Source organism: Natrinema sp. CRL1 (assembly GCF_059162405.1).
Genome location: NZ_JBLVOY010000003.1, coordinates 298,533 through 316,319, shown reverse-complemented (window position 1 = coordinate 316,319; position 17,787 = coordinate 298,533). Strand labels below are relative to the sequence as shown.

19 protein-coding genes are annotated in these 17,787 nt (G+C 64.7%); 9 read left to right on the top strand and 10 right to left on the bottom strand.

Annotation, left to right across the window (positions count from 1 at the left end; all coding sequences use genetic code 11):
- Nucleotides 1-52: 52 nt before the first annotated feature.
- The 3 genes from ACJYUO_RS12495 to ACJYUO_RS12485 all read right to left on the bottom strand — a co-directional run bounded on the left by ACJYUO_RS12495 (nt 53) and on the right by ACJYUO_RS12485 (nt 2,410).
- Nucleotides 53-1,396: an alkaline phosphatase family protein gene (locus ACJYUO_RS12495; protein ID WP_494345687.1), complete on the bottom strand. Its 1,344-nt coding sequence runs from the start codon at nt 1,394-1,396 to the stop codon at nt 53-55.
- A gap of 180 nt (nt 1,397-1,576) precedes the next feature.
- A complete protein-coding gene (locus ACJYUO_RS12490) occupies nt 1,577-1,711 on the bottom strand; it encodes a hypothetical protein (RefSeq protein WP_494345686.1) in 135 nt (44 codons plus the stop codon).
- Nucleotides 1,712-1,879: 168 nt separating this feature from the next.
- Nucleotides 1,880-2,410: an inorganic diphosphatase gene (locus ACJYUO_RS12485; protein WP_006432455.1), complete on the bottom strand. Its 531-nt coding sequence runs from the start codon at nt 2,408-2,410 to the stop codon at nt 1,880-1,882.
- A 205-nt stretch (nt 2,411-2,615) separates the two neighbouring features.
- Here ACJYUO_RS12485 and ACJYUO_RS12480 point away from each other — a divergent pair, with 205 nt between their 5' ends.
- Entirely contained in the window at nt 2,616-2,975 is a 360-nt protein-coding gene (locus tag ACJYUO_RS12480) for a PadR family transcriptional regulator (protein ID WP_006432457.1), read from the top strand.
- Here the strand turns inward: ACJYUO_RS12480 and ACJYUO_RS12475 are convergent.
- The 3 genes from ACJYUO_RS12475 to rnhA all read right to left on the bottom strand — a co-directional run bounded on the left by ACJYUO_RS12475 (nt 2,972) and on the right by rnhA (nt 6,202).
- Nucleotides 2,972-3,589 carry a DUF7108 family protein gene (locus tag ACJYUO_RS12475; RefSeq protein ID WP_494345685.1) on the bottom strand — a complete coding sequence of 206 codons (618 nt, stop codon included), beginning with the start codon at nt 3,587-3,589 and terminating at the stop codon, nt 2,972-2,974. The genes ACJYUO_RS12480 and ACJYUO_RS12475 overlap by 4 nt on opposite strands.
- 107 nt (nt 3,590-3,696) lie before the next feature.
- Nucleotides 3,697-5,475, bottom strand: a complete 1,779-nt coding sequence (locus ACJYUO_RS12470) for a PAS domain-containing sensor histidine kinase (RefSeq protein ID WP_494345684.1) — start codon at nt 5,473-5,475, stop codon at nt 3,697-3,699.
- Between the two features lie 133 nt (nt 5,476-5,608).
- Complete coding sequence (gene rnhA / locus ACJYUO_RS12465) at nt 5,609-6,202, bottom strand: ribonuclease HI (protein ID WP_494345683.1); 594 nt, start codon at nt 6,200-6,202, stop codon at nt 5,609-5,611.
- Nucleotides 6,203-6,364: 162 nt separating this feature from the next.
- Between rnhA and ACJYUO_RS12460 the strand changes: the two genes are divergently transcribed.
- Nucleotides 6,365-7,327 (top strand): transcription initiation factor IIB, encoded by a 963-nt coding sequence (locus ACJYUO_RS12460; RefSeq protein ID WP_006184711.1) that lies wholly within the window; start codon nt 6,365-6,367, stop codon nt 7,325-7,327.
- Between the two features lie 156 nt (nt 7,328-7,483).
- Here ACJYUO_RS12460 and gfcR read toward each other — a convergent pair whose 3' ends face one another.
- Together gfcR and ACJYUO_RS12450 are read right to left on the bottom strand one after the other, a co-directional pair.
- A complete protein-coding gene (gene gfcR, locus ACJYUO_RS12455; protein ID WP_494345682.1) occupies nt 7,484-8,137 on the bottom strand; it encodes a transcriptional regulator GfcR in 654 nt (217 codons plus the stop codon).
- On the bottom strand, nt 8,134-9,258 hold the full coding sequence (locus tag ACJYUO_RS12450; protein ID WP_494345681.1) for a glucose 1-dehydrogenase: 1,125 nt from the start codon (nt 9,256-9,258) through the stop codon (nt 8,134-8,136). Before ACJYUO_RS12450 ends, gfcR begins: the two co-directional genes overlap by 4 nt.
- Nucleotides 9,259-9,414: 156 nt before the next feature.
- Between ACJYUO_RS12450 and ACJYUO_RS12445 the strand changes: the two genes are divergently transcribed.
- From ACJYUO_RS12445 to ACJYUO_RS12420, 6 genes are all read left to right on the top strand, one after another.
- Nucleotides 9,415-10,680 carry an HAD family hydrolase gene (locus ACJYUO_RS12445; protein ID WP_494345680.1) on the top strand — a complete coding sequence of 422 codons (1,266 nt, stop codon included), beginning with the start codon at nt 9,415-9,417 and terminating at the stop codon, nt 10,678-10,680.
- Between the two features lie 305 nt (nt 10,681-10,985).
- Complete coding sequence (locus ACJYUO_RS12440) at nt 10,986-11,666, top strand: helix-turn-helix domain-containing protein (RefSeq protein WP_494345679.1); 681 nt, start codon at nt 10,986-10,988, stop codon at nt 11,664-11,666.
- A gap of 59 nt (nt 11,667-11,725) precedes the next feature.
- Nucleotides 11,726-12,643, top strand: coding sequence for a dihydrodipicolinate synthase family protein (locus tag ACJYUO_RS12435; protein ID WP_494345678.1), 918 nt, complete (start codon nt 11,726-11,728; stop codon nt 12,641-12,643).
- An 88-nt stretch (nt 12,644-12,731) separates the two neighbouring features.
- Nucleotides 12,732-13,856, top strand: a complete 1,125-nt coding sequence (locus ACJYUO_RS12430; protein WP_494345677.1) for an acyl-CoA dehydrogenase family protein — start codon at nt 12,732-12,734, stop codon at nt 13,854-13,856.
- A 78-nt stretch (nt 13,857-13,934) separates the two neighbouring features.
- Nucleotides 13,935-14,936, top strand: a complete 1,002-nt coding sequence (locus tag ACJYUO_RS12425) for a restriction endonuclease (RefSeq protein ID WP_494345676.1) — start codon at nt 13,935-13,937, stop codon at nt 14,934-14,936.
- Between the two features lie 38 nt (nt 14,937-14,974).
- A complete protein-coding gene (locus ACJYUO_RS12420; protein WP_494345675.1) occupies nt 14,975-15,514 on the top strand; it encodes an HAD family hydrolase in 540 nt (179 codons plus the stop codon).
- 30 nt (nt 15,515-15,544) lie between these two features.
- Here ACJYUO_RS12420 and ACJYUO_RS12415 read toward each other — a convergent pair whose 3' ends face one another.
- Nucleotides 15,545-15,778: a DUF5822 domain-containing protein gene (locus tag ACJYUO_RS12415; protein WP_494345674.1), complete on the bottom strand. Its 234-nt coding sequence runs from the start codon at nt 15,776-15,778 to the stop codon at nt 15,545-15,547.
- Between the two features lie 137 nt (nt 15,779-15,915).
- Here ACJYUO_RS12415 and panB point away from each other — a divergent pair, with 137 nt between their 5' ends.
- The gene (gene panB, locus ACJYUO_RS12410; RefSeq protein WP_494345673.1) at nt 15,916-16,728 is read left to right on the top strand and encodes a 3-methyl-2-oxobutanoate hydroxymethyltransferase; all 813 of its coding nucleotides are present in this window, start codon (nt 15,916-15,918) and stop codon (nt 16,726-16,728) included.
- A 42-nt stretch (nt 16,729-16,770) separates the two neighbouring features.
- On the opposite strand, the gene ACJYUO_RS12405 is transcribed toward panB, so the two are convergent.
- Nucleotides 16,771-17,568 (bottom strand): alpha/beta fold hydrolase, encoded by a 798-nt coding sequence (locus tag ACJYUO_RS12405; protein ID WP_494345672.1) that lies wholly within the window; start codon nt 17,566-17,568, stop codon nt 16,771-16,773.
- Nucleotides 17,569-17,787: the final 219 nt, after the last annotated feature.

Sequence of the window (17,787 nt, the reverse complement as noted above, 5' to 3'; positions counted from 1 at the left end):
ATCCGGACGTGACTATCAGCGGAGAAATGCCTACTGGAGCTCAGCTCGTCACTTAGATGAGACTCGCGCCGTCGAAATCGCCGCGGCTGTAGTCGATGTTCATCAGGTCGAGGATCGTCGGCGTGATATCGAACAGGTCGGCGTCGTCGATCGTCGCCTCGGGGTGGTCGATGTACAGCGACGTGTTGTCGAAGCTGTGCATCCCGTTTCGCGGTCCGGTAGTGAAGATGTCGGAGTCGGCCTTGAAGCCGGACTTGAGATCGAAGCCCTTGTTCGGAATCGCGACCAGATCCGGCGCGATATCGTCGTGGTCGCCGCGGAAAGCCTCCTCTTTCTCGACGACGCGCTCGACGACCTTGTTCCCGTTCGGCCCCTCGAGGGCCTCGAGATCGGCCTTGAGTTCGTCACGGACTGCGTCGTACTCGTCTTCGGGGACGGACCCGCGGGGCTCGCGGCCCTCGAGATTGATGTAGAAGCGGCCGGGGATAAACGAGTAGGCCGTGGTGTCGTCGGAGATATCGCCCAGTTCCTCGGGGTCGTCGGTCCCGAAGGAGAGCCACCCTTCCTGGCGGAGCCACTCGTTGAAGTGGACCTCGTAGTCGAGGCTGGTAAAGCCGTGGTCGGAGGCGACGATCATGGTCACGTCGTCGGGCAGCGATTCTCGCAGGCGGCCGATGTAGTCGTCGACCTTCTGGTAGAACTCGATGAACGCGTCCTTGTTCTCGCCGTCGCGCTCGTAGTCTTTGAACAGGAAGTGGTTGACCCGGTCGGTCGTCATGAAAACGCCGAAGAACAGGTCCCAGTCGTCCTCCTCGATGTAGTGCTGGAAGGCCTCGTACTGGGCGTCGACCGTGGCGTGGGCGTCCTCGATGAACTCGGACTTGTCCGCCTGATGGCCGAGTTTTGGATTGACGTCGATCCGGTAATCGAGCGTCTCGAGGTAGTCGCGGACGTCGTCGGGGTAGGCGGCCTTGTCGAGGCCGGGCGAGAGAAAGCCCGAGACCATCCGCTGGACGTCGCGCTGGGGCGGGAAGGTAACGGGGACGTTCATCACGGTGGCCTTGCGGCCGTCCTCCTGGACGCGGTCCCAGACGCGGTCGGCCTGGACGTCCCGGCCCATCGGGACGTAGGTGTCGTACGTGCCGACCTCTCGGTCTTGGAAGCCGTAGACGCCCGTCTCGCCGGGGTTCATGCCGGTCGTCAGCGACGGCCAGCAAGCGCTCGACTCCGGCGGAACGATGCTCGAAATTTCCGCGGCGGTCCCGTCATCGGCGAGCGCAGCGAAGTTCGGGAACAGTTCCTCGTTCTCCGATAGGAGACTATACGGTACGCCGTCGACCCCGATAAATGCGACCCGGGGGTCGCCGTCGCCCCGCAATCGATCGAACAGACCCATGGACGGACGTAGTTCGACCGCATACAAGAAGGTTCGTTTCGAGATAGTGTTTTGCGAACCGCTGACACTCCGTGTGCTGGTATCCCACTGTCCGGCGCTACAGTGATGTCAGATTTCGCATCTCAGGGCGAACTGAGCGAGAGACGCCGACCCGGAGTCTCGGCAATCCCCGGGCAGGGATTATTCGTCCCGGTCGCTCGAGTTCTCGGGATCGAAGTTGGCCGGGACGACTGTGGGGTGGGCCATGCCGGCGGCGGAGTCGACTGCGTCGTCGGCCGACGGTGACGGTCGCGGGGAAGGGTCGGGTGCTGCCATACAGGACCGACTACGGCGTGTTCGGGGATAAAATTACCCATGCTCATAATGCATCTCCCGAACGGGCACGGATAACTCTCGGGAATCGACTCGAGTCGCCGGCGGTCGCAAAAACAGAATCACCGCGTCTGCGGTGACTCCGTTGGTGACCGTATTACCGTCGCTACTCTAGAAGTTCTCGTCGTAGAGGTCCTGTGCGTGCTCGATCGCATCGTAGGCCGCCTGCTTGTCCTCCCAGCCCAGCGTCTCGACTTCCTTGCCTTCCTCGAGGTTCTTGTAGCTCGAGAAGAACTCGTCGATCTCGTCGAGTTCCTGCTGTGGGATGTCCTCGAGGTCCTCGATGTGGTCGTAACGCGGGTCCTCGCTCGGGACGGCGATGACCTTGTCGTCTTGCTCGCCGTCGTCGTCCATCTTCATCAGGGCGACGGGACGGGCTTCGATAACACAGCCGGGGAACGTCTGGTCCTCGACGAGGACGAGAACGTCGAAGGGGTCCTCGTCGTCGTAGTACGACTGCGGGATAAAGCCGTAGTCGCTCGGATAGTGGACGTTGCTGTGGAGCACGCGGTCCAGCACGACGCCGGGGACGTCCTTGTCGTACTCGTATTTGTTTCGCTCGCCCTTGAGACACTCCACGACGGCGTAGATCTCTTCTGGCGGATTCGGTCCGGTTTCGAGGTCTTCCCAGAGGTTGACCATGTACCGGAGCATCCACCGTCGATCAAAAAGTACTTTCGTAATCGAGTGTCACTATTGACGCGACGGTTGCCAGATAATCGACAGACACGAATCGGACACGTACACCGGTGTCCGGCGGTGTAGCGGTCGGTAACGGCCTGTCCGGCCGACTGATACGAAGGAATAGTTGACAAGTCTTAAATAGTCTGGTGACATTTGCATACGTATGTCAGAGGCACAATCAATCACCGGCGAACAGAGTATTGCACGCGAACTCACAGCGTTCCAGAACAACATCCTCGTCATCCTCGCCAAGGAACCGATGTACGGCCTGGCGATCAAACGCGAACTCGAGGATTACTACGGGACCGAAGTCAACCACGGCCGACTCTACCCCAACCTCGACGAACTCGTCGATCTCGGGCTGGTCGAAAAGAGCGAACTCGACAAGCGAACCAACCAGTACTCGCTGACCGACGACGGCTACGACGCCGTCCTCGACGGCATTCAATGGTCGCTCTCGAAGATCGTCACGGGCGACGACCGCGCCGACGAGATCAGCGAGATCGTCGAAAACAGCTACTAGAATCGGATCTCCGGGACCGGCTCTTCGGCGGTCTCGAAGACGAGTTCGATCGAATCCGCGATCACTTCCTGTTGTTTTGCCGACGGCCACGCGTTCCGAACCACGTAGTCAGTGCCGAATTCATCGAGTTCTTCGCTCGTCAGCGATTCCATCGGCTTCGCGTAGTGATTGCTCGCGAAATCGGCGAGCATGGCTGCGTTGTCGCCGTGTACGTCGCCGTGGGCTTTCCTCACTGCTTCGACGAGATCGCGATTCCGCTCGTCGACGGCCGCCCAATCGTCCGGGTCGGCCGTCCCCTCGAGCGGGATTTCGACCGCGCGATCGATGTCGTCGATCCGCTCGATCCTGATGACGCCGTTTTCCTCGTCGTGCCACGCTGCGGGATGGCAGACGAGCACGTCGTCGCCGTCGTCGTCGCGGATGCGGGCCGTAAAGTCGTGTTCGTCGAGCAGGTCGTCGCGTCGGTCCTCGTAGGCCTCGACTTCGTTTTCGTCCACTGCGCTGCGCTCGAGGCGCGTTAGCCGTTCGACTTCGTCGACGACCTCCCGTGGAAGCCCGTCGTCGCTCGCAGCGTCTCCGTCCTCGGCAGCGTCGCTCGCGTTCGACTCGGTCATAGGAGCGTCTACGTGCTCGAGCGGTTTTGCGCTTGACGATCCGATCCGACGTGTCGGGCAGGGGAAGACGGACAGCGGCGGGGCCCTCCCGCCGTTCCTTTCTGGCGTCAGTCGTCGACCGACTCGAGGCCGACGATATCGAACCGCGCACCGCCGTGTGCGCTGTCGGAGACGGTGACCGACCAGCCGTGGGCGTCGGCGACCTGCTCGACGATCGAGAGCCCGAAGCCGGTTCCCTCGGCCGCCGTCGAGTAGCCGTCGCGGAACACTTCTTCGCGCTCCTGTTCGGCGATTCCCGTCCCGTCGTCCGCGACGTAGAACCCGTCCGACCGCTCCCCGACGGTGATCGACACCTCGTCGCCGCCGTGTTCGACCGCGTTTCGGAACAGGTTCTCCAGTAGCTGTGCCAGTCGGCTCGGATCGGCTCGAACCGTTCTATCGACGTCGGTCCGGACGGTCGCGTTCGCCGTGGCGACGTTTCGCCAACAGCGTTTGACGGTCGCCTCGAGATCGACCGACTCCACGTCGCCAATCCGAGCGCCCGCACGCGAGAGCGCTAGCAGATCGTCGACCAGCGCCGCCATCCGTTCGTGGGCGCGAGCGACGTGCTCGAGGTGCTCGCTGTCGTGTTCTTCGCGAGCCGACTCGAGGTAGCCCTGCGCGACGTTGAGCGGGTTCCGAAGGTCGTGACTGACGATGGAGGCAAAGCGCTCCAGTTGCTCCTCGCGTTCTTTCCGATCGGAGATGTCCCGTGCGATGCTCAAGACGACCGTGTCGCCGTGATAGGGGATCAGACTGGAACTGATTTCGACGGGGATCCGCTCGCCGTCTTTGGTCTCGTGGACGGTCTCGAAGACCTGTATCCCGTCGGCCGGCATGGTTTCGATGAGTTCCGAGAGTTCGTCCGCGTCGAGACCGACGTCGAAATCGTGGGGAGTCATCGAATGGAGTTCCTCGCGCGAGTAGCCCATCGTCTCGACGGCGGCGTCGTTCACTGCGAGGATCGTGCTGTCGATATCGAGGACCCACGCGGTGTCGTTCATGCCGTTGATCAGCGCTCCGTACTCCTCGCGGGCCCGCCGGAGCTCGCGTTCGCGGCGCTTCTGTTCGGTGATGTCCGTGATGAACCCCTCCAGTGCCTCGAGGTCGTCGTCATCGTCGTAGATGCCGCGCCCTCGCTCCCAGACCCACTTCGTGGTCCCGTCGGCTGTGACGATCCGGTAGGTCACTTCGAAGGTGCCGTCGGCTGACAGCGATTCTTGGATCGCCTCCCACACCTCTGCCTGATCGTCGGGATGGACCACCGAGTCGCCCCACTTCACCTCGTTGCGTTCCAGTTCGCCGGCGGTGTACCCGGAAAGCGATTCGACTTCGCCCTCGACGGTCTCCATGGGCCAGTTGGGCACGTTTCGACACCGGTAGACCATCCCCGGAAGGTTGCTGGTCAGCGTCTCGAGGCGGCGCGTTCGCTCGGTGAACAGCCGTTGGTAGCGCCGGGCCTCGACGACGTTTGTGATTCGGTTCGCGAGGATAGCGTACTGGTCGGTGCCGCGTTCCTTCTGGAGGTAATCCGTGACGCCGGCAGAGATGGCGTCGCTGGCGACCGCTTCGGACCCCTTCCCCGTGTAGAGGATAAAGGGGAGCTCCGGATCGTCGCTTCGGACGGCCTCGAGAAAGTCGAGGCCGTCCCGATCGGGCATGTCGTAGGCAGAGACGATACAATCGATGTCGCTCTCGGCGAAAGAGGCCAGCCCCTCGCCGACGGTTGGCTCGGTCGTGACGTCGAACCGATCGTCTTCGCGCTCGAGGAACCGTCCGACCGACTCGCAGAACTCGGCGTCGTCGTCGACGTGGAGAACCCGGATCGGATCATGTCCGTGGCCCATCGTAATGGGAATAGGATACTCAGGTAACGCTTAAATCGATACTGGCTCCGTATGTTTTGTCTCGCGCCCAGACCCGGTCGCGATCGACCCGTCGACTCGGACCGAGCACACCGAGGTCATCGAACCGGCAACCCTAGGCTTGATCCAACGCTTCGTTGACGAGGCCGTCCGCGCGGTCGTTGACCTCTCGTGGGACGTACTCCAGCGTCCACTCGTCGAACGCGCGCAAAATTTCGTGGGCAGTGACCCGCTTCTCGCGGAGTTCGGGGTTGTTGGTGTCGTACTCGCCGCGGACCTGCTTGACGATGAGTTCGGAGTCGCCGCGGACGTGGACCTCGTCGTAGCCGTAGTCGCGGGCGGCCTCGAGGCCCGCGATCAGCGCCTCGTACTCGGCCTGATTGTTCGTCGCCGTCCCGATGGTCTCGCCGTCCTCGGCGACGATCCCGTCGCCGGTGACGATCACCCAGCCGATCGCGGCCGGGCCGGGGTTGCCCCGCGAGCCGCCGTCGAAGTAGACGTGTGCGCGCCCGCCGTCCTCGCGGAGCAGGGCCTCGATCTCCCGCGGCTCGGCGCCCTGAATGACGACCTTGTCGTCGTAGGCGACGGCGGTCGCACCGCCCCGACTCGCCCGCCAGCGCTCGTGGTCTGTGTTTCCCGGGTCGACGGTGACGTCCGCCGCCTCGAGTCGTTCGCGAGCCGCCTCGACATCGCACTCGATAACCGGCATTCGTCTCCGTGATCGGCCATATCCGTATAAAGGCTTTCCGGTACCGAATCGTAAACTACGGCCTGTAACGCTTGTACTCGCTGTTTTCGGCAGATACCCGTCGGTGGTGCAAAACTGCTACCAAATATTTATATAGCGTGGTGATACTACTATAAAAGTGCGATGACACGGTCCACCCGCCAGCGGGAGCGAACGCGCGAGACGGACGAGACCGAGGATCAGGAGGGGGTACGTGCCTGCCCCGAGTGTGAATCGGATAATCTCGTTAAGGACTCCGACCGGGGTGAGCTCATCTGTGAAGACTGTGGGCTCGTCGTGGAGGAAGAACAGATCGATCCTGGCCCGGAGTGGCGGGCGTTCAACCACCAGGAACGACAGGAGAAGTCCCGCGTCGGCGCGCCGACGACCCAGACGATGCACGACAAGGGACTGACGACGACGATCGACTGGAAGGACAAGGACGCCTACGGACGCTCGATTTCTTCGAAAAAGCGCAGTCAGATGCACCGGCTGCGCAAGTGGCAGGAACGCATCCGTACCAAAGACGCCGGCGAACGCAACCTGCAGTTCGCACTCAGCGAAATCGACCGAATGGCCTCCGCGCTCGGTGTTCCGCGCTCGGTTCGCGAGGTCGCGTCGGTCATCTACCGCCGCGCGCTCAAGGAAGACCTCATCCGCGGCCGCTCCATCGAGGGGGTCGCGACCTCGGCGCTGTACGCCGCCTGTCGAAAGGAAGGGATTCCGCGAAGCCTCGAGGAAATCTCGGAAGTCTCCCGCGTCGAACGCAAAGAGATCGGTCGCACGTATCGATACATCTCGCAGGAACTCGGCCTCGAGATGCGACCCGTCGACCCGAAAAAGTACGTCCCTCGGTTCTGTTCCGAACTCGAACTCTCCGAAGAGGTCCAGACCAAGGCCAACGAGATCATCGAGAAGACGGCCGAGGAAGGGCTCCTCTCGGGCAAATCGCCCACCGGCTACGCCGCGGCCGCGATCTACGCCGCCTCGCTGCTCTGTAACGAAAAGAAGACCCAGCGAGAGGTCGCCGACGTCGCACAGGTGACCGAGGTCACGATCCGGAACCGGTATCAGGAACAGATCGAAGCGATGGGCATTCACGGCTAGACGGTCGCCGTCTCGGACTCGTCTTTTTTGCGTCGTCGGATCGGATCGCTAGCGCGAGGACTCGAGTCACTTGCAGTCAGCACCAGACCAGCGCCGCCGCTCGAGACGGTCTCGAGCGGTGAACCGAACGAGTGATCGGGAGCGGCGGCCGCGGGGCTACTCGTCTTTGCCGACGCTGATGACCTGCAACAGCGAGTAGACGGGGACGCCCTCGAGTTCCTCGAGGCCCTGCTTGTCCGCGAGGACGACGCAGGCGAGCGGTTTCCCGCCCTCGGCGCGGATCGCTTCGATGGTCTCGCGCATGGTGGTCCCGCTAGTGACGGTGTCGTCGACGATGTAGCACTCGCGGTCGCGAATGCCGGCGAAGTTCCGCGAGAAGGTGCCGCCGAGTTCGTCGATGTCGCCTTCCTCCCACTGGTGTTTCGCGGGAGTGTAGGTTCCGAGGTCGGTCTCGAGTTCGCGGGCGACGAGGGTGGCGATGGGGCCGCCGGCTTTCTCGATCCCGATCGTTAGGTCGACGTCCTCGCCGTGTTTGGCGAGCATGTCGGCCATGGCCTCCGCGATGGCACCCATCCGTTTGCTGTCCCGACCGACCGCGGACCAGTCGACGTGGATGTCCTGCGGGCTGCTCCCGCCGTTGTCGGGTCGCTGGGTCGATTGATCGGCCGGCTGTGGGCTCGTGCTGCTGCGCTCGACGAGCCAGCTTGCGGTCTCTCGAGAGACGTTCAATTCGTCTGCGATTTCGCCCTTCGAGAGTCCCCGGGCCGCGAGCTCGGCCGCGCTCTCGATCAGGTCGTCAACGTTTTTCATATGCGCGTGAATTCGACCGCCGTTTTTATAGTCGTATCGTCATCCACGGTTCCTGCCGACCTGCGGCCGCCCGCCGGAACGCGCGCGGTCGCTTCGGGGAACGCCCGGTCGACCGACTCGAGATCGTAGACGCCGGAGACGATCCCCTCGAGCACCCACTTGGGGAGGTCGGCGAGGGTGTCGATGGCTGCCTCGAAGTGACCGCGATTCGAATTGACGCTGCCGACGAGGGACTTGTTGTGAAGTACGAGTTCGCGATGGAGGCGGCCGCCGTCGATCTCGAACTCCCAGTCGCCGGGGACGCCGAGCAGTGCCGCGACGCCGTTCGGCGCGAGCGCGTCGATCGATTCGAAGGCGTGTTTCGCGTAGCCGGTCGCCTCGTAGACGACGTCCATCGGTTCGTACGCGGCCGGGATCTCCGGTACCGGCGTCTCGCGGGAGTCGATGTACGTCGCGCCGAGTCGTTCGACGATGTCGACCGTCGGATGCGCCCGATCCTTTCGCCCGAGACAGTAGACCCGGTCGTAGCCGAGGGTCTCGGTGAACATCGCGGCGGTCAGCAGCCCCAGCGAGCCGGTGCCGAGCACGAGGGCGGACTCGGGGTGCCAGTCGAACGCCGAGCGCGTCGCGCGAGCGTGCTCGAGGGCCTTCTCGGTGATGCTGATCGGCTCGACCAGAAACCCCCACTGTGCTAGTTCGTCGGCGATCGGCACGAGGTCGGCGGCCGGGCTCGTAACGTACTCCGCCATGAACCCGTGGGCCCCGACGATGCCGCGTTCGACGTACTCGCCGTCGGGTGCCATGTCGGGTTCGCCGCGCTCGAAGTAGGCGTTGGTCTCGACGCCGGCGGGGGGCCGCCGAACCGTTGGCACGACGTACTGGCCCTCCTCGAGGGCGGTTCCATTCGCGTCCTCGACGACGCCGACGGCCTCGTGGCCGAGAATCAACCGGTCGTCGCCATCCGGGAGCCCGCCGTGAGAGCCCTCGATAACCTCGTAATCGGTTCCGTCGACGCCCACGCGACAGATCCGCACGAGCGCCTCGCCGGAAGCCGGCTCGGGAACGGGCCGCTCGACGACTTCGGGGACACCCGCTCCGGGCGCGACTGCGATGGCTTTCATACGAACCCGGTAGGAACCGTGATGTTAAATATTTATTCCTACTCGAGTAAATCGCTGTGGAGTCGGACCGGTGGTTCGACAGTTCCGCGTGCGTCGGCGGTCGTCGGGCGACCGATACTGAAAACGATTATCCGACTGCCCCTGCCTGTAGGTCACATGGAACGATACGATCTCGTCTACCAGCTCTACGACGAGTACGACACGAAGACGCTACGGGAGTACCAGGAGTTCGTCGACATCTTCCCGGCCGTCGACTCGCGGGTCGCCCTGGAGCACTGGCAAGGTGCGACCGAGGAACTCGAGGACCGCAAGGACGAGATCCGCTCGGCGTTTGCGGCCGGCGAAACGTTCGCCGAGGTCGCCGCGCGGGCGACCCGAGATCAGGCCTTTACCGCACTCGACCTCGAGGCAAAGTACGGCCGCGCGGTGAACGTGCTCGTCCTCGACGTCGACGAGACGCTGCGCTCGGCCGGCGGAACCGACAACGAGATTCCCCGGGAGACGCTGCACCTCCTGACCGAGTTCTACGATGCCGGCGTTCCGATCGTCATCTGTACGGGCCAGACCTTGGAGAACGTCAAGGGCTTTGCGATTCAGGGGCTTGGCAGCGAGATCGTTCACTCGGGGGACCTCTCGATCGTCTACGAGGCGGGAACCGGCGTGTTCACACCGGGCCACGGCGCGGAGACGAAGCAACTGCTTTACGAGGACTTAGAGGAGTCGATCCGAACCGTCTTCGACGACGTGCGCTCGCGCGTGCTCCCCGAAGCGCCCGAGGAACTCCGCCGGGGCTGTCACCTGCAGGGCAACGAGTTCAACGTCACGATGAAACCCAACTACGAGACCGGCTCCACGGACGCTCGCGCGGTCATCGACGAGGCGCTGGTCTATCTCATCGACCTGCTCGCGGACGCTGTCGGGACCGCACTCGACGGCAGCAACGACAGCACGGAACTAGCCGACGAGGCGGTCGTCGACTGGACCCGCGCGTTCTACGCCGCACAGGACCCGGAGATCAGGGCCGTTCTCGAGGGGGAAGGCGCGTATCCCGACATCGAGGTCGACGCGGTACCCGAGGAGCTCGCGGCGCTTCTCGAGCGGATCGACGTGGCCTACTACGAGGCCGACGCGGCCGAGATCGGCAGCCTCGAACTGAACAAGGTGGTCGGCGTCGAGCGAGCACTGGACGTGCTGGGCGTCGACGATCCCTTCGCGCTCGTGATGGGCGACTCCAAGAGCGATCTGCGGGTCATGGAGTGGGTCGCCGAGACCGATGCCGGGATCGCAGCGGCCCCGGAACACGCCTCCCAAGACACCTTAGAGCACGTCCTCGAGACGGACGAACTCGTCTTCGATCGCGGGAAAAGCGGGGACGTGCTCCGGACGGTCTACGCGTTGAATCGACTCGCCCGACTCGGGTGAGCCCACCCGCCGAATGACTTCGCCGAAATCGGCTTCTGTCACGGGATTCTGACCGTCGCGACGGGTGACGTGCTCTCTTAAACGGCCGGAACACAAAGGCCCGCTCATCAACCGTCTCGGAATCCTCCCTTCTATCAGCACGATCCGAGCGAACGGGGTCGGCAGCGACAGCCTCACGGCCCCTGGCGGCCCGTTCGTGACGAGACCGAGCGGATCGGCGACACTGACGAGATGACTCGAGTCCCCGCACCCACAGCGGCGTCGTTTGCCCGTCGGACTCGAGCCAGCGCTACGAGGTGACCCCAATGACGACGATCGCAGAACTTTCGCTTTCGACGGCCGAGTTCGCACTCGCAGAGACCTTCCAGCAACTACCGGCCCTCGAGGTCCGCGTCGAAAGCGTCGTCGCGGAGGGGCCGTCCCGAACGGTCCCGCTCGTCTGGTTCTCGAACGTCGACCGGGACGATCTCGAACCCGTTCTCGCGGACGATCCGACCGTCGCCGAGCACCGCCAGTTGCTCGAGAACACCGAGGACGGCGAACTGTTCTACCGGCTCGAGTACACCGAGGAAGTCGGGTCGGTCTGTTGCTGTGTCTACCGACACGGCGGGACGGTCCTCGACGCCCACATCTCGGACGGCCAGTGGACGCTTCGCCTGCTCTTTCCCCACCGCGAGGAACTCTCGAGTGCCGTCTCGGCCATCGAAGAGCGCGGCGTCCGGATCGATGTCAAGCGCATGGTCGAGGCCGGACAAGACGAGGGCCTCGAGACGACGGCGGCGCTGACCGACCCCCAGCAGGAGGCCATCGCTGAGGCCTACCGGCAGGGCTACTACGACGTGCCCCGCGAGATCTCGCTCGAGGAACTCGCGAACGAACTCGATATCTCTCATCAGGCCCTCTCGGAGCGACTCCGCCGGGCGAACCGCGTGCTCGCGGGCGAACAGTTAGACGAGCCGGCGGGCGAGATGGCGACCCCCGATTGAGTCACCCGAGGCGGGCCGACGACGGGCGTTTTTTGACCGTGCCGGGCGGAGGGGCGTTCATGGCGAATCACGACCCCGGTGTTGCCGATCCGTTGTCGCTTCACGGTATCGTCCCGCCGACTGTCACCGCGTTTCATGAGGACGAGTCCGTCGATTACGAAACGACCGCCGCACACGCTCGGTTCGTCGTCGACCGGGGGGCTCACGGCGTCTTTCCGCTGGGAACCAACGGCGAGTTCCCGCTGCTGTCAGGCGAGGAACGCGACCGGGTCGTCGACGCCGTCGTCGACGAAGTCGGCGGTGAGGTACCGGTCATTGCCGGCGTCGGCGCACCGAGTACCCACCAGACCGTCGGCCACGCCGAACACGCCGAGTCCGTCGGCGCGGACGGCATCGTCGTCGTCACGCCCTACTACTACCCGCTGGACCGCGAGGGAGCCCTCGAGCACTACCGCCGGGTCGCCGAGGCCGTCTCCCTGCCGGTCTACATCTATCACATCCCGAGCAAGACCGGGAACGAACTCTCGCTGGACACCCTCGCCGAACTCACCGAAATCGACGCCGTCGCCGGCGTCAAGGACTCGAGCAAGAACGTGCCGTGGCTCGCACAGGGGATCGATTCCCACCCAGACCTGACCTTCCTCGCCGGTTCTGACTCGCTGATCTTCACCGGGCTCGAGGTTGGCTGTTCGGGCGCGGTCAGCGCCGTCGCGAACGCGTTCCCGGAACTCGTCGTCGACTGTTATGACGCCTACGACGCGGGCGACGAGGACCGCGCGCGAAAACTGCAGAGCAAGATTTTCCAGGTGAGAGACGCATTCAAGGCCGGCGGCGCGTACATGTCCGGCGTCAAGACCGCGCTCCGCATACGGGGCTTCGACGCCGGCCCGCTGCGGAGCCCGCTCCGGCTCAAAGACGACGAGGGCGCGGCGGAACTGCGCGAAGAACTTCAGGCGCTCGAGCTCGAGGGAGTCTGAGTTCAGCCCGCGTCCGAGTCGAGTCCGAGAGCGATACTGTGACCGAATTCGACACGGAGGTTTTTGCCACGGCCGTCGAATGGCCGCCATGGAACTCACCGCGGAACAGGCGGCGGTCCGTGATGTCGTCCGGGAGTTCGCGCGCGAGGAGATCGAGCCGACCGCGCTCGAGGCCGACAGGGACCAGCGGTTCCCGGAGGAGGTCTGGGACGGGCTCGCCGACCTCGATCTGACCGGGTTGACGGTGCCCGAGGAGTACGGCGGCTACGACGCGGACCCGGTGACGGCCGCCGTGGTCAACGAGGAAGTCGCCTCCGGGATGTTGGCCGTGGCGACGGCGCTGTCGGTCCACTCGCTTGCGACCTCCTGTATCGCGGAGTTCGGAAGCGAGGCCCAACGCGAGCGCTGGCTCCCCGAAATGGCTGCGGGGCGGCCGGTCGGTGCCTTCGCGCTCTCGGAACCCCACGCGGGATCGAACCCCGCAGAGATGTCGACTGAGGCTACTCGAGAGGGCGACGAGTACGTCATCGACGGCGAGAAGCAGTGGATCACGAACGGGCAGCGAGCGGGCGTCTACGTCCTCTTCGCGAAGACCGACCGGGACGATCCGGACTCTGTCACGCAGTTTCTGGTCCCCGGCGACGCCGACGGGCTGACTGTCGGCGAGAAAGAGGACAAACTCGGCCTACGCGCGAGCGACACCACGAGCCTGACCTTCGACGGCGTTCGGATTCCGGCCGAAAACCGACTCACCGAGGAAGGAAAGGGGCTCTCGGCTGCATTCCACATCCTCACCGGCGGCCGGATCGCCATCGCCGCCCAATCCGTCGGGCTCGCACGCCGCGCGCTCGAGGAAGCGATGGCCTACAGTCAGGAGCGCGACCAGTTCGGCGGCCCGATCGCGGATATCCAGACGATCCGGCACAAACTCGCGGAGATGGCGACCCGAACCCGTGCCGCGCGGCTACTGACCCGCAACGCAGCTCAAAAGCGGGCGGCCGGGGACGCTGCGCTCGAGGCGAGCATGGCGAAGTACTTCGCAAGCGAGGCGGCGATGTTCGTGACGAACGAGGCGGTACAGATCCACGGGGGCTACGGCTACGTCACTGAGAGTGAGGTCGAGCGGCTCTACCGCGACGCCAAGATTACCGAGATCTACGAGGGGACGACGGAGATCCAGAAGACGGTGATCGCGCGGGAACTGCTCGAGTGACCGTGTCGGTTCGGCGGGGCGCGACCACCGAGCGGACAGTCGGGAGATTCATTCGTCGCGAGTGACAACCACGACGCGATGGACGCCGATCGACGGGCCGAAACGATCCTCGACGGTCTCGAGGACGAAGCGCGGACCAGAGCACGGCTCGAGGAACTCGACCGTCTCGCAGACGAAGTAGACGATTCAGCGCTCGAGAAACAGCTTACAGCAGAGATCTACGCGTGGCTCCACGACGAGCCGGCGCTGTTCGTGGCCGATCCCGAGGCGTTTTTCGCGGAGTTACGCACGACCGACGGGTTCGAGGACGGGATGCTCGAGACGTTCAGCGCGGTCGCCGAGGAGCCGCCCGCGGCCTTCAAAGCGTACGTCGACGAACTGCTCGCGCTGGTCGCCGAGGGCTCCGAACTCAAGCGCGGTCTCGCGCTCCGAACGCTCTATCACCTCGCCGCGCGGCAGCCGCGAGCGGTCGCGGGGGCGGCCCACGCGTTCCGGGCGTCGCTCGACGATCCGAACCCGCGGATTCGGGGGACAGCGTGTCTCGCACTGGGGTATCTCACCGCGGTCGACGCACGATCCGCGCTCGAGGCCCGACTACACGACGACTCGCAGTACGTCCGCGAGGCGGCGGCGTGGGCGATCGATCGCCTCGAGGGTCAGTCGACGGAGACGGACCCGGCCGACTCGTGGACAGACGCGGCGTTCGAGGACGTGTCGCCGACGGCGTTCGAAACGCTCGTCGCGGACCTCTGGGACGCCATGGGATATCGGACGGAAGTGACCTCAGCATCTCGAGACGGTGGGATCGACGTAATCGCCGCGACGGACGACGAGCGGGTCGCGATTCAAGTGAAGCGGTTCTTGGCGGGCCCCGTCGGGAGACCGGACACCCAGCAGATCGCGGGCCAACTCCAGCTCGACTTCGACCGCGCCACACTCGTGACGACCGCGTCGTTTACCGGGCCGGCCGAACGGTTCGCCGCCGATGCGGCTGCCGTCGAACTCGTCGACGGCGTTTCGCTCCGCGAACTCCTCGAGTTACACGGGATCGATCCGAGATCGTATCGGGACTCGGCGTGACCGAAGTTCCTATTCTCCTGCCGCCCGTATAGCCGGCTGTGACCGACTACGACGCCGTCGTCTACGATCTGGACGGGACCCTCGTCGATCTCGACGTCGACTGGAACGCCGTCGCCGTCGATGTCCGCGAGGTGTACGACAGCGCGGCCGTCGACCCACCGAGCGACGGGCTCTGGGACATGCTCGAGGCCGCGGCTGGCGTCGGACTGGCCGCCGAAGTCGAGGCCGCGATTGCCGCCCACGAACACGACGGTGCGCGGACCGCCGACCGACTCGCCCACGCCGACGAGTTACTCGAGCGATCGCTGCCGGCGGGCGTCTGCTCGCTGAACTGCGAGCGGGCCTGTCGGATCGCGCTCGAGGAACACGCGCTGACGCCGGCGGTCGACGCCGTCGTCGGCCGGGATTCGGTCGGAACGTGGAAGCCCGATCCGGAGCCGTTGCTCGCGACCGTGAGCGAACTCGGGGTCGAACCAGAGCGGGCGCTGTTCATCGGTGACTCCGCACGGGATCAGCGGACGGCAAAACGAGCGGGCGTGGACTTCGAGTACGTCGGCGAGGGACCGTCCGGTGTCTGAGTCCGAATCCGAGCTCGCGTAGCCGAGTGGCTACGTCTGTTTTCGTTTCGCGTAAGCGAACACCGCGATCGACGTGACTAACCAGACGGGGGCACCGACCCGGATCGCGAACTCGAGTCGGTCGGCCCACGTGGGGAGGGTCGCGGTCGTCGATAGCGCGGCGACGAGCGGCGCGCCGACGATGATCGTCGCGACGAAGGTGGTCTGCATGACCCAGCCGTAGTCGACGCCGTCGGGCGAACTCGTCTCGACGCGTTCTGGCACGCGTGAGTATGGCGACCGGTCCCTCTTAAGCGCGCCGGGTCGCTTCGGATCGGCGCGCCGAGGAGTGACACGGCGCTCGCGGTCGATCGATTGCCGGAGAACAACGACGTTTAATCACGGGGGACCGACCTGTGGGTATGCCTAGCGTGCGGGATCTCAGAGCGAAGGCGGGCGAGGAACCGATCACGATGCTGACGGCCTACGACGCGCCCACGGCGTCGATCGTCGACGAGGCCGGCGTCGACATCATCCTCGTCGGAGACAGCCTCGGGAACACCAGTCTGGGCTACGAGGACACGCTCCCGGTGACCGTCGACGACATGGCTCGCCACACCGGCGCGGTCGCCCGTGCGACCGACGACGCCCTCGTCGTCGCCGACATGCCGTTTCTCTCCGTCGGTGTCGACGAGAGCGCGAGCATCGAGAACGCCGGGCGGATGCTCAAAGAGGAGGACGCCCACGCGGTCAAACTCGAGTGTGGCCCTCACACTGTCGACCTCACGGAAACGTTGGTCCAACTCGGCATCCCGGTGATGGCCCACCTTGGCCTGACCCCCCAGCACGTCAATCAGTACGGCGGCTACCCGCGACAGGGGACCGATCAGGAGGCCGCCGAACGGATCCTCGAGTTAGCCGAAGCCCACGAGGACGCGGGCGCGTTTGCGCTCGTCGTAGAGCACGTGCCGTCGAACCTCGCGGCCGACGTGACGGCGGCACTGGACATCCCGACGATCGGGATCGGTGCCGGCCCCGACTGCGACGGACAGGTGCTCGTCGTCGACGACGCGATCGGGCTCAGCGAGTGGACGCCCTCGTTCTCGAAGCAGTTCGGCGACGTTCGCGGGGAGATGGAGTCCGCGATCGGCGCGTACGTATCGGCCGTCGAGTCCGGCGAGTTCCCTGCCGACGAACACAGCCACGAGGAGCGCGACCTCGAGAACATCTATTGAGAGCGGCGCAAAGAGGCGGCGTCTCGGGCTGTCCTCCGACGCTCAGTACCAGTCTCGGCTGCGATCCTCGCTGACGGTCGCCAGAAAATCCTCGATGGCTGCGTTGAACGCGGTCGCTTGCTCGACCATCGCCAGATGAGCCGCGTCCTCGATCTCGGCGAGGCCGGCCCCGTCGATCTCGTCGGCTAGATACTCGTGGAACCACGGCGGCGTCAGCTGATCGTACTCCCCGTAGACCGCGAGGACGGGGACCTCGATCTCGCCGACGCGGTCGCGGACGTCGAACCCGTGGCAGGTAAGGAAATCCCGCCGCGTCACCGCCTGTCCGCAGTCGTGCATCCGCTCCATCGAGCGCTCTCGGATCTCGGAATCGGGATCGTGAAAGAGCCGATCCGGCCCGTGGAGGAACTCGACCGCCCGCTCGAAGTCCGACTCGAGCCACGACAGCAGGTCCTCGAGAACGCCGAGTCTGGCACCGGTTCCCGTCAAGACGGCCGCCTCGGGGGAAAACTCGCGCTCGAGCAGGATCTGTAAGACGACGGCACCGCCGAGCGAGTTTCCGACGAGGATATCGGCATCGGTCGTTTCTGCGACGGCCAGGACGTCGTCGGCGTAGGCCGAGAGCGCCGTGTAGCCGGCGCTCGCATCGATGTCGTCCGACTCCCCGTGGCCGCTGAGGTCGACCGAGACGATCGGGTGGTGGTCCGCGAGCGGGTGTTGGCCGGTCCAGACGTCGCGTGAACCGCCGCTGCCGTGGACACAACAGATCGGCGGGCCGTCGCCGCCGCGGTCGACGACGTCGTAGGCCGTCTCCCGTCCGTGGTGTGATACCGTTTCCATACGAATGGACACGAGCGGGGCGGGCATAAAGACTCGATTCGTTACCACTGGAGTACGCCAGCAACGGGGCTATGCTCCTGGCGGACCGAATAGTAACTACTGCTTGACTGACCAGCGCGGGTATTATCGCTGTGAACTACGAACAAAGGACTACAGATGGACCGTATCGCCTTCCTGCGATTAGCCGGCGAAAGATTTATATACTAACAGTGCTTACCT

Excerpts from the sequence above, each read along its gene's own strand:
- ACJYUO_RS12430 (WP_494345677.1), top strand. The coding sequence starts at position 12,732 with ATGGAACTCACCGCGGAACAGGCGGCGGTCCGTGATGTCGTCCGGGAG.
- ACJYUO_RS12480 (WP_006432457.1), top strand. The coding sequence starts at position 2,616 with ATGTCAGAGGCACAATCAATCACCGGCGAACAGAGTATTGCACGCGAA.
- ACJYUO_RS12450 (WP_494345681.1), bottom strand. The coding sequence starts at position 9,258 with ATGAAAGCCATCGCAGTCGCGCCCGGAGCGGGTGTCCCCGAAGTCGTC.
- ACJYUO_RS12425 (WP_494345676.1), top strand. The coding sequence starts at position 13,935 with ATGGACGCCGATCGACGGGCCGAAACGATCCTCGACGGTCTCGAGGAC.
- ACJYUO_RS12485 (WP_006432455.1), bottom strand. The coding sequence starts at position 2,410 with ATGGTCAACCTCTGGGAAGACCTCGAAACCGGACCGAATCCGCCAGAA.
- ACJYUO_RS12405 (WP_494345672.1), bottom strand. The coding sequence starts at position 17,568 with ATGGAAACGGTATCACACCACGGACGGGAGACGGCCTACGACGTCGTC.
- ACJYUO_RS12475 (WP_494345685.1), bottom strand. The coding sequence starts at position 3,589 with ATGACCGAGTCGAACGCGAGCGACGCTGCCGAGGACGGAGACGCTGCG.
- ACJYUO_RS12495 (WP_494345687.1), bottom strand. The coding sequence starts at position 1,396 with ATGGGTCTGTTCGATCGATTGCGGGGCGACGGCGACCCCCGGGTCGCA.
- ACJYUO_RS12490 (WP_494345686.1), bottom strand. The coding sequence starts at position 1,711 with ATGGCAGCACCCGACCCTTCCCCGCGACCGTCACCGTCGGCCGACGAC.
- ACJYUO_RS12440 (WP_494345679.1), top strand. The coding sequence starts at position 10,986 with ATGACGACGATCGCAGAACTTTCGCTTTCGACGGCCGAGTTCGCACTC.
- ACJYUO_RS12435 (WP_494345678.1), top strand. The coding sequence starts at position 11,726 with ATGGCGAATCACGACCCCGGTGTTGCCGATCCGTTGTCGCTTCACGGT.
- gfcR (WP_494345682.1), bottom strand. The coding sequence starts at position 8,137 with ATGAAAAACGTTGACGACCTGATCGAGAGCGCGGCCGAGCTCGCGGCC.
- ACJYUO_RS12470 (WP_494345684.1), bottom strand. The coding sequence starts at position 5,475 with ATGGGCCACGGACATGATCCGATCCGGGTTCTCCACGTCGACGACGAC.
- rnhA (WP_494345683.1), bottom strand. The coding sequence starts at position 6,202 with ATGCCGGTTATCGAGTGCGATGTCGAGGCGGCTCGCGAACGACTCGAG.
- ACJYUO_RS12445 (WP_494345680.1), top strand. The coding sequence starts at position 9,415 with ATGGAACGATACGATCTCGTCTACCAGCTCTACGACGAGTACGACACG.
- ACJYUO_RS12460 (WP_006184711.1), top strand. The coding sequence starts at position 6,365 with ATGACACGGTCCACCCGCCAGCGGGAGCGAACGCGCGAGACGGACGAG.
- panB (WP_494345673.1), top strand. The coding sequence starts at position 15,916 with ATGCCTAGCGTGCGGGATCTCAGAGCGAAGGCGGGCGAGGAACCGATC.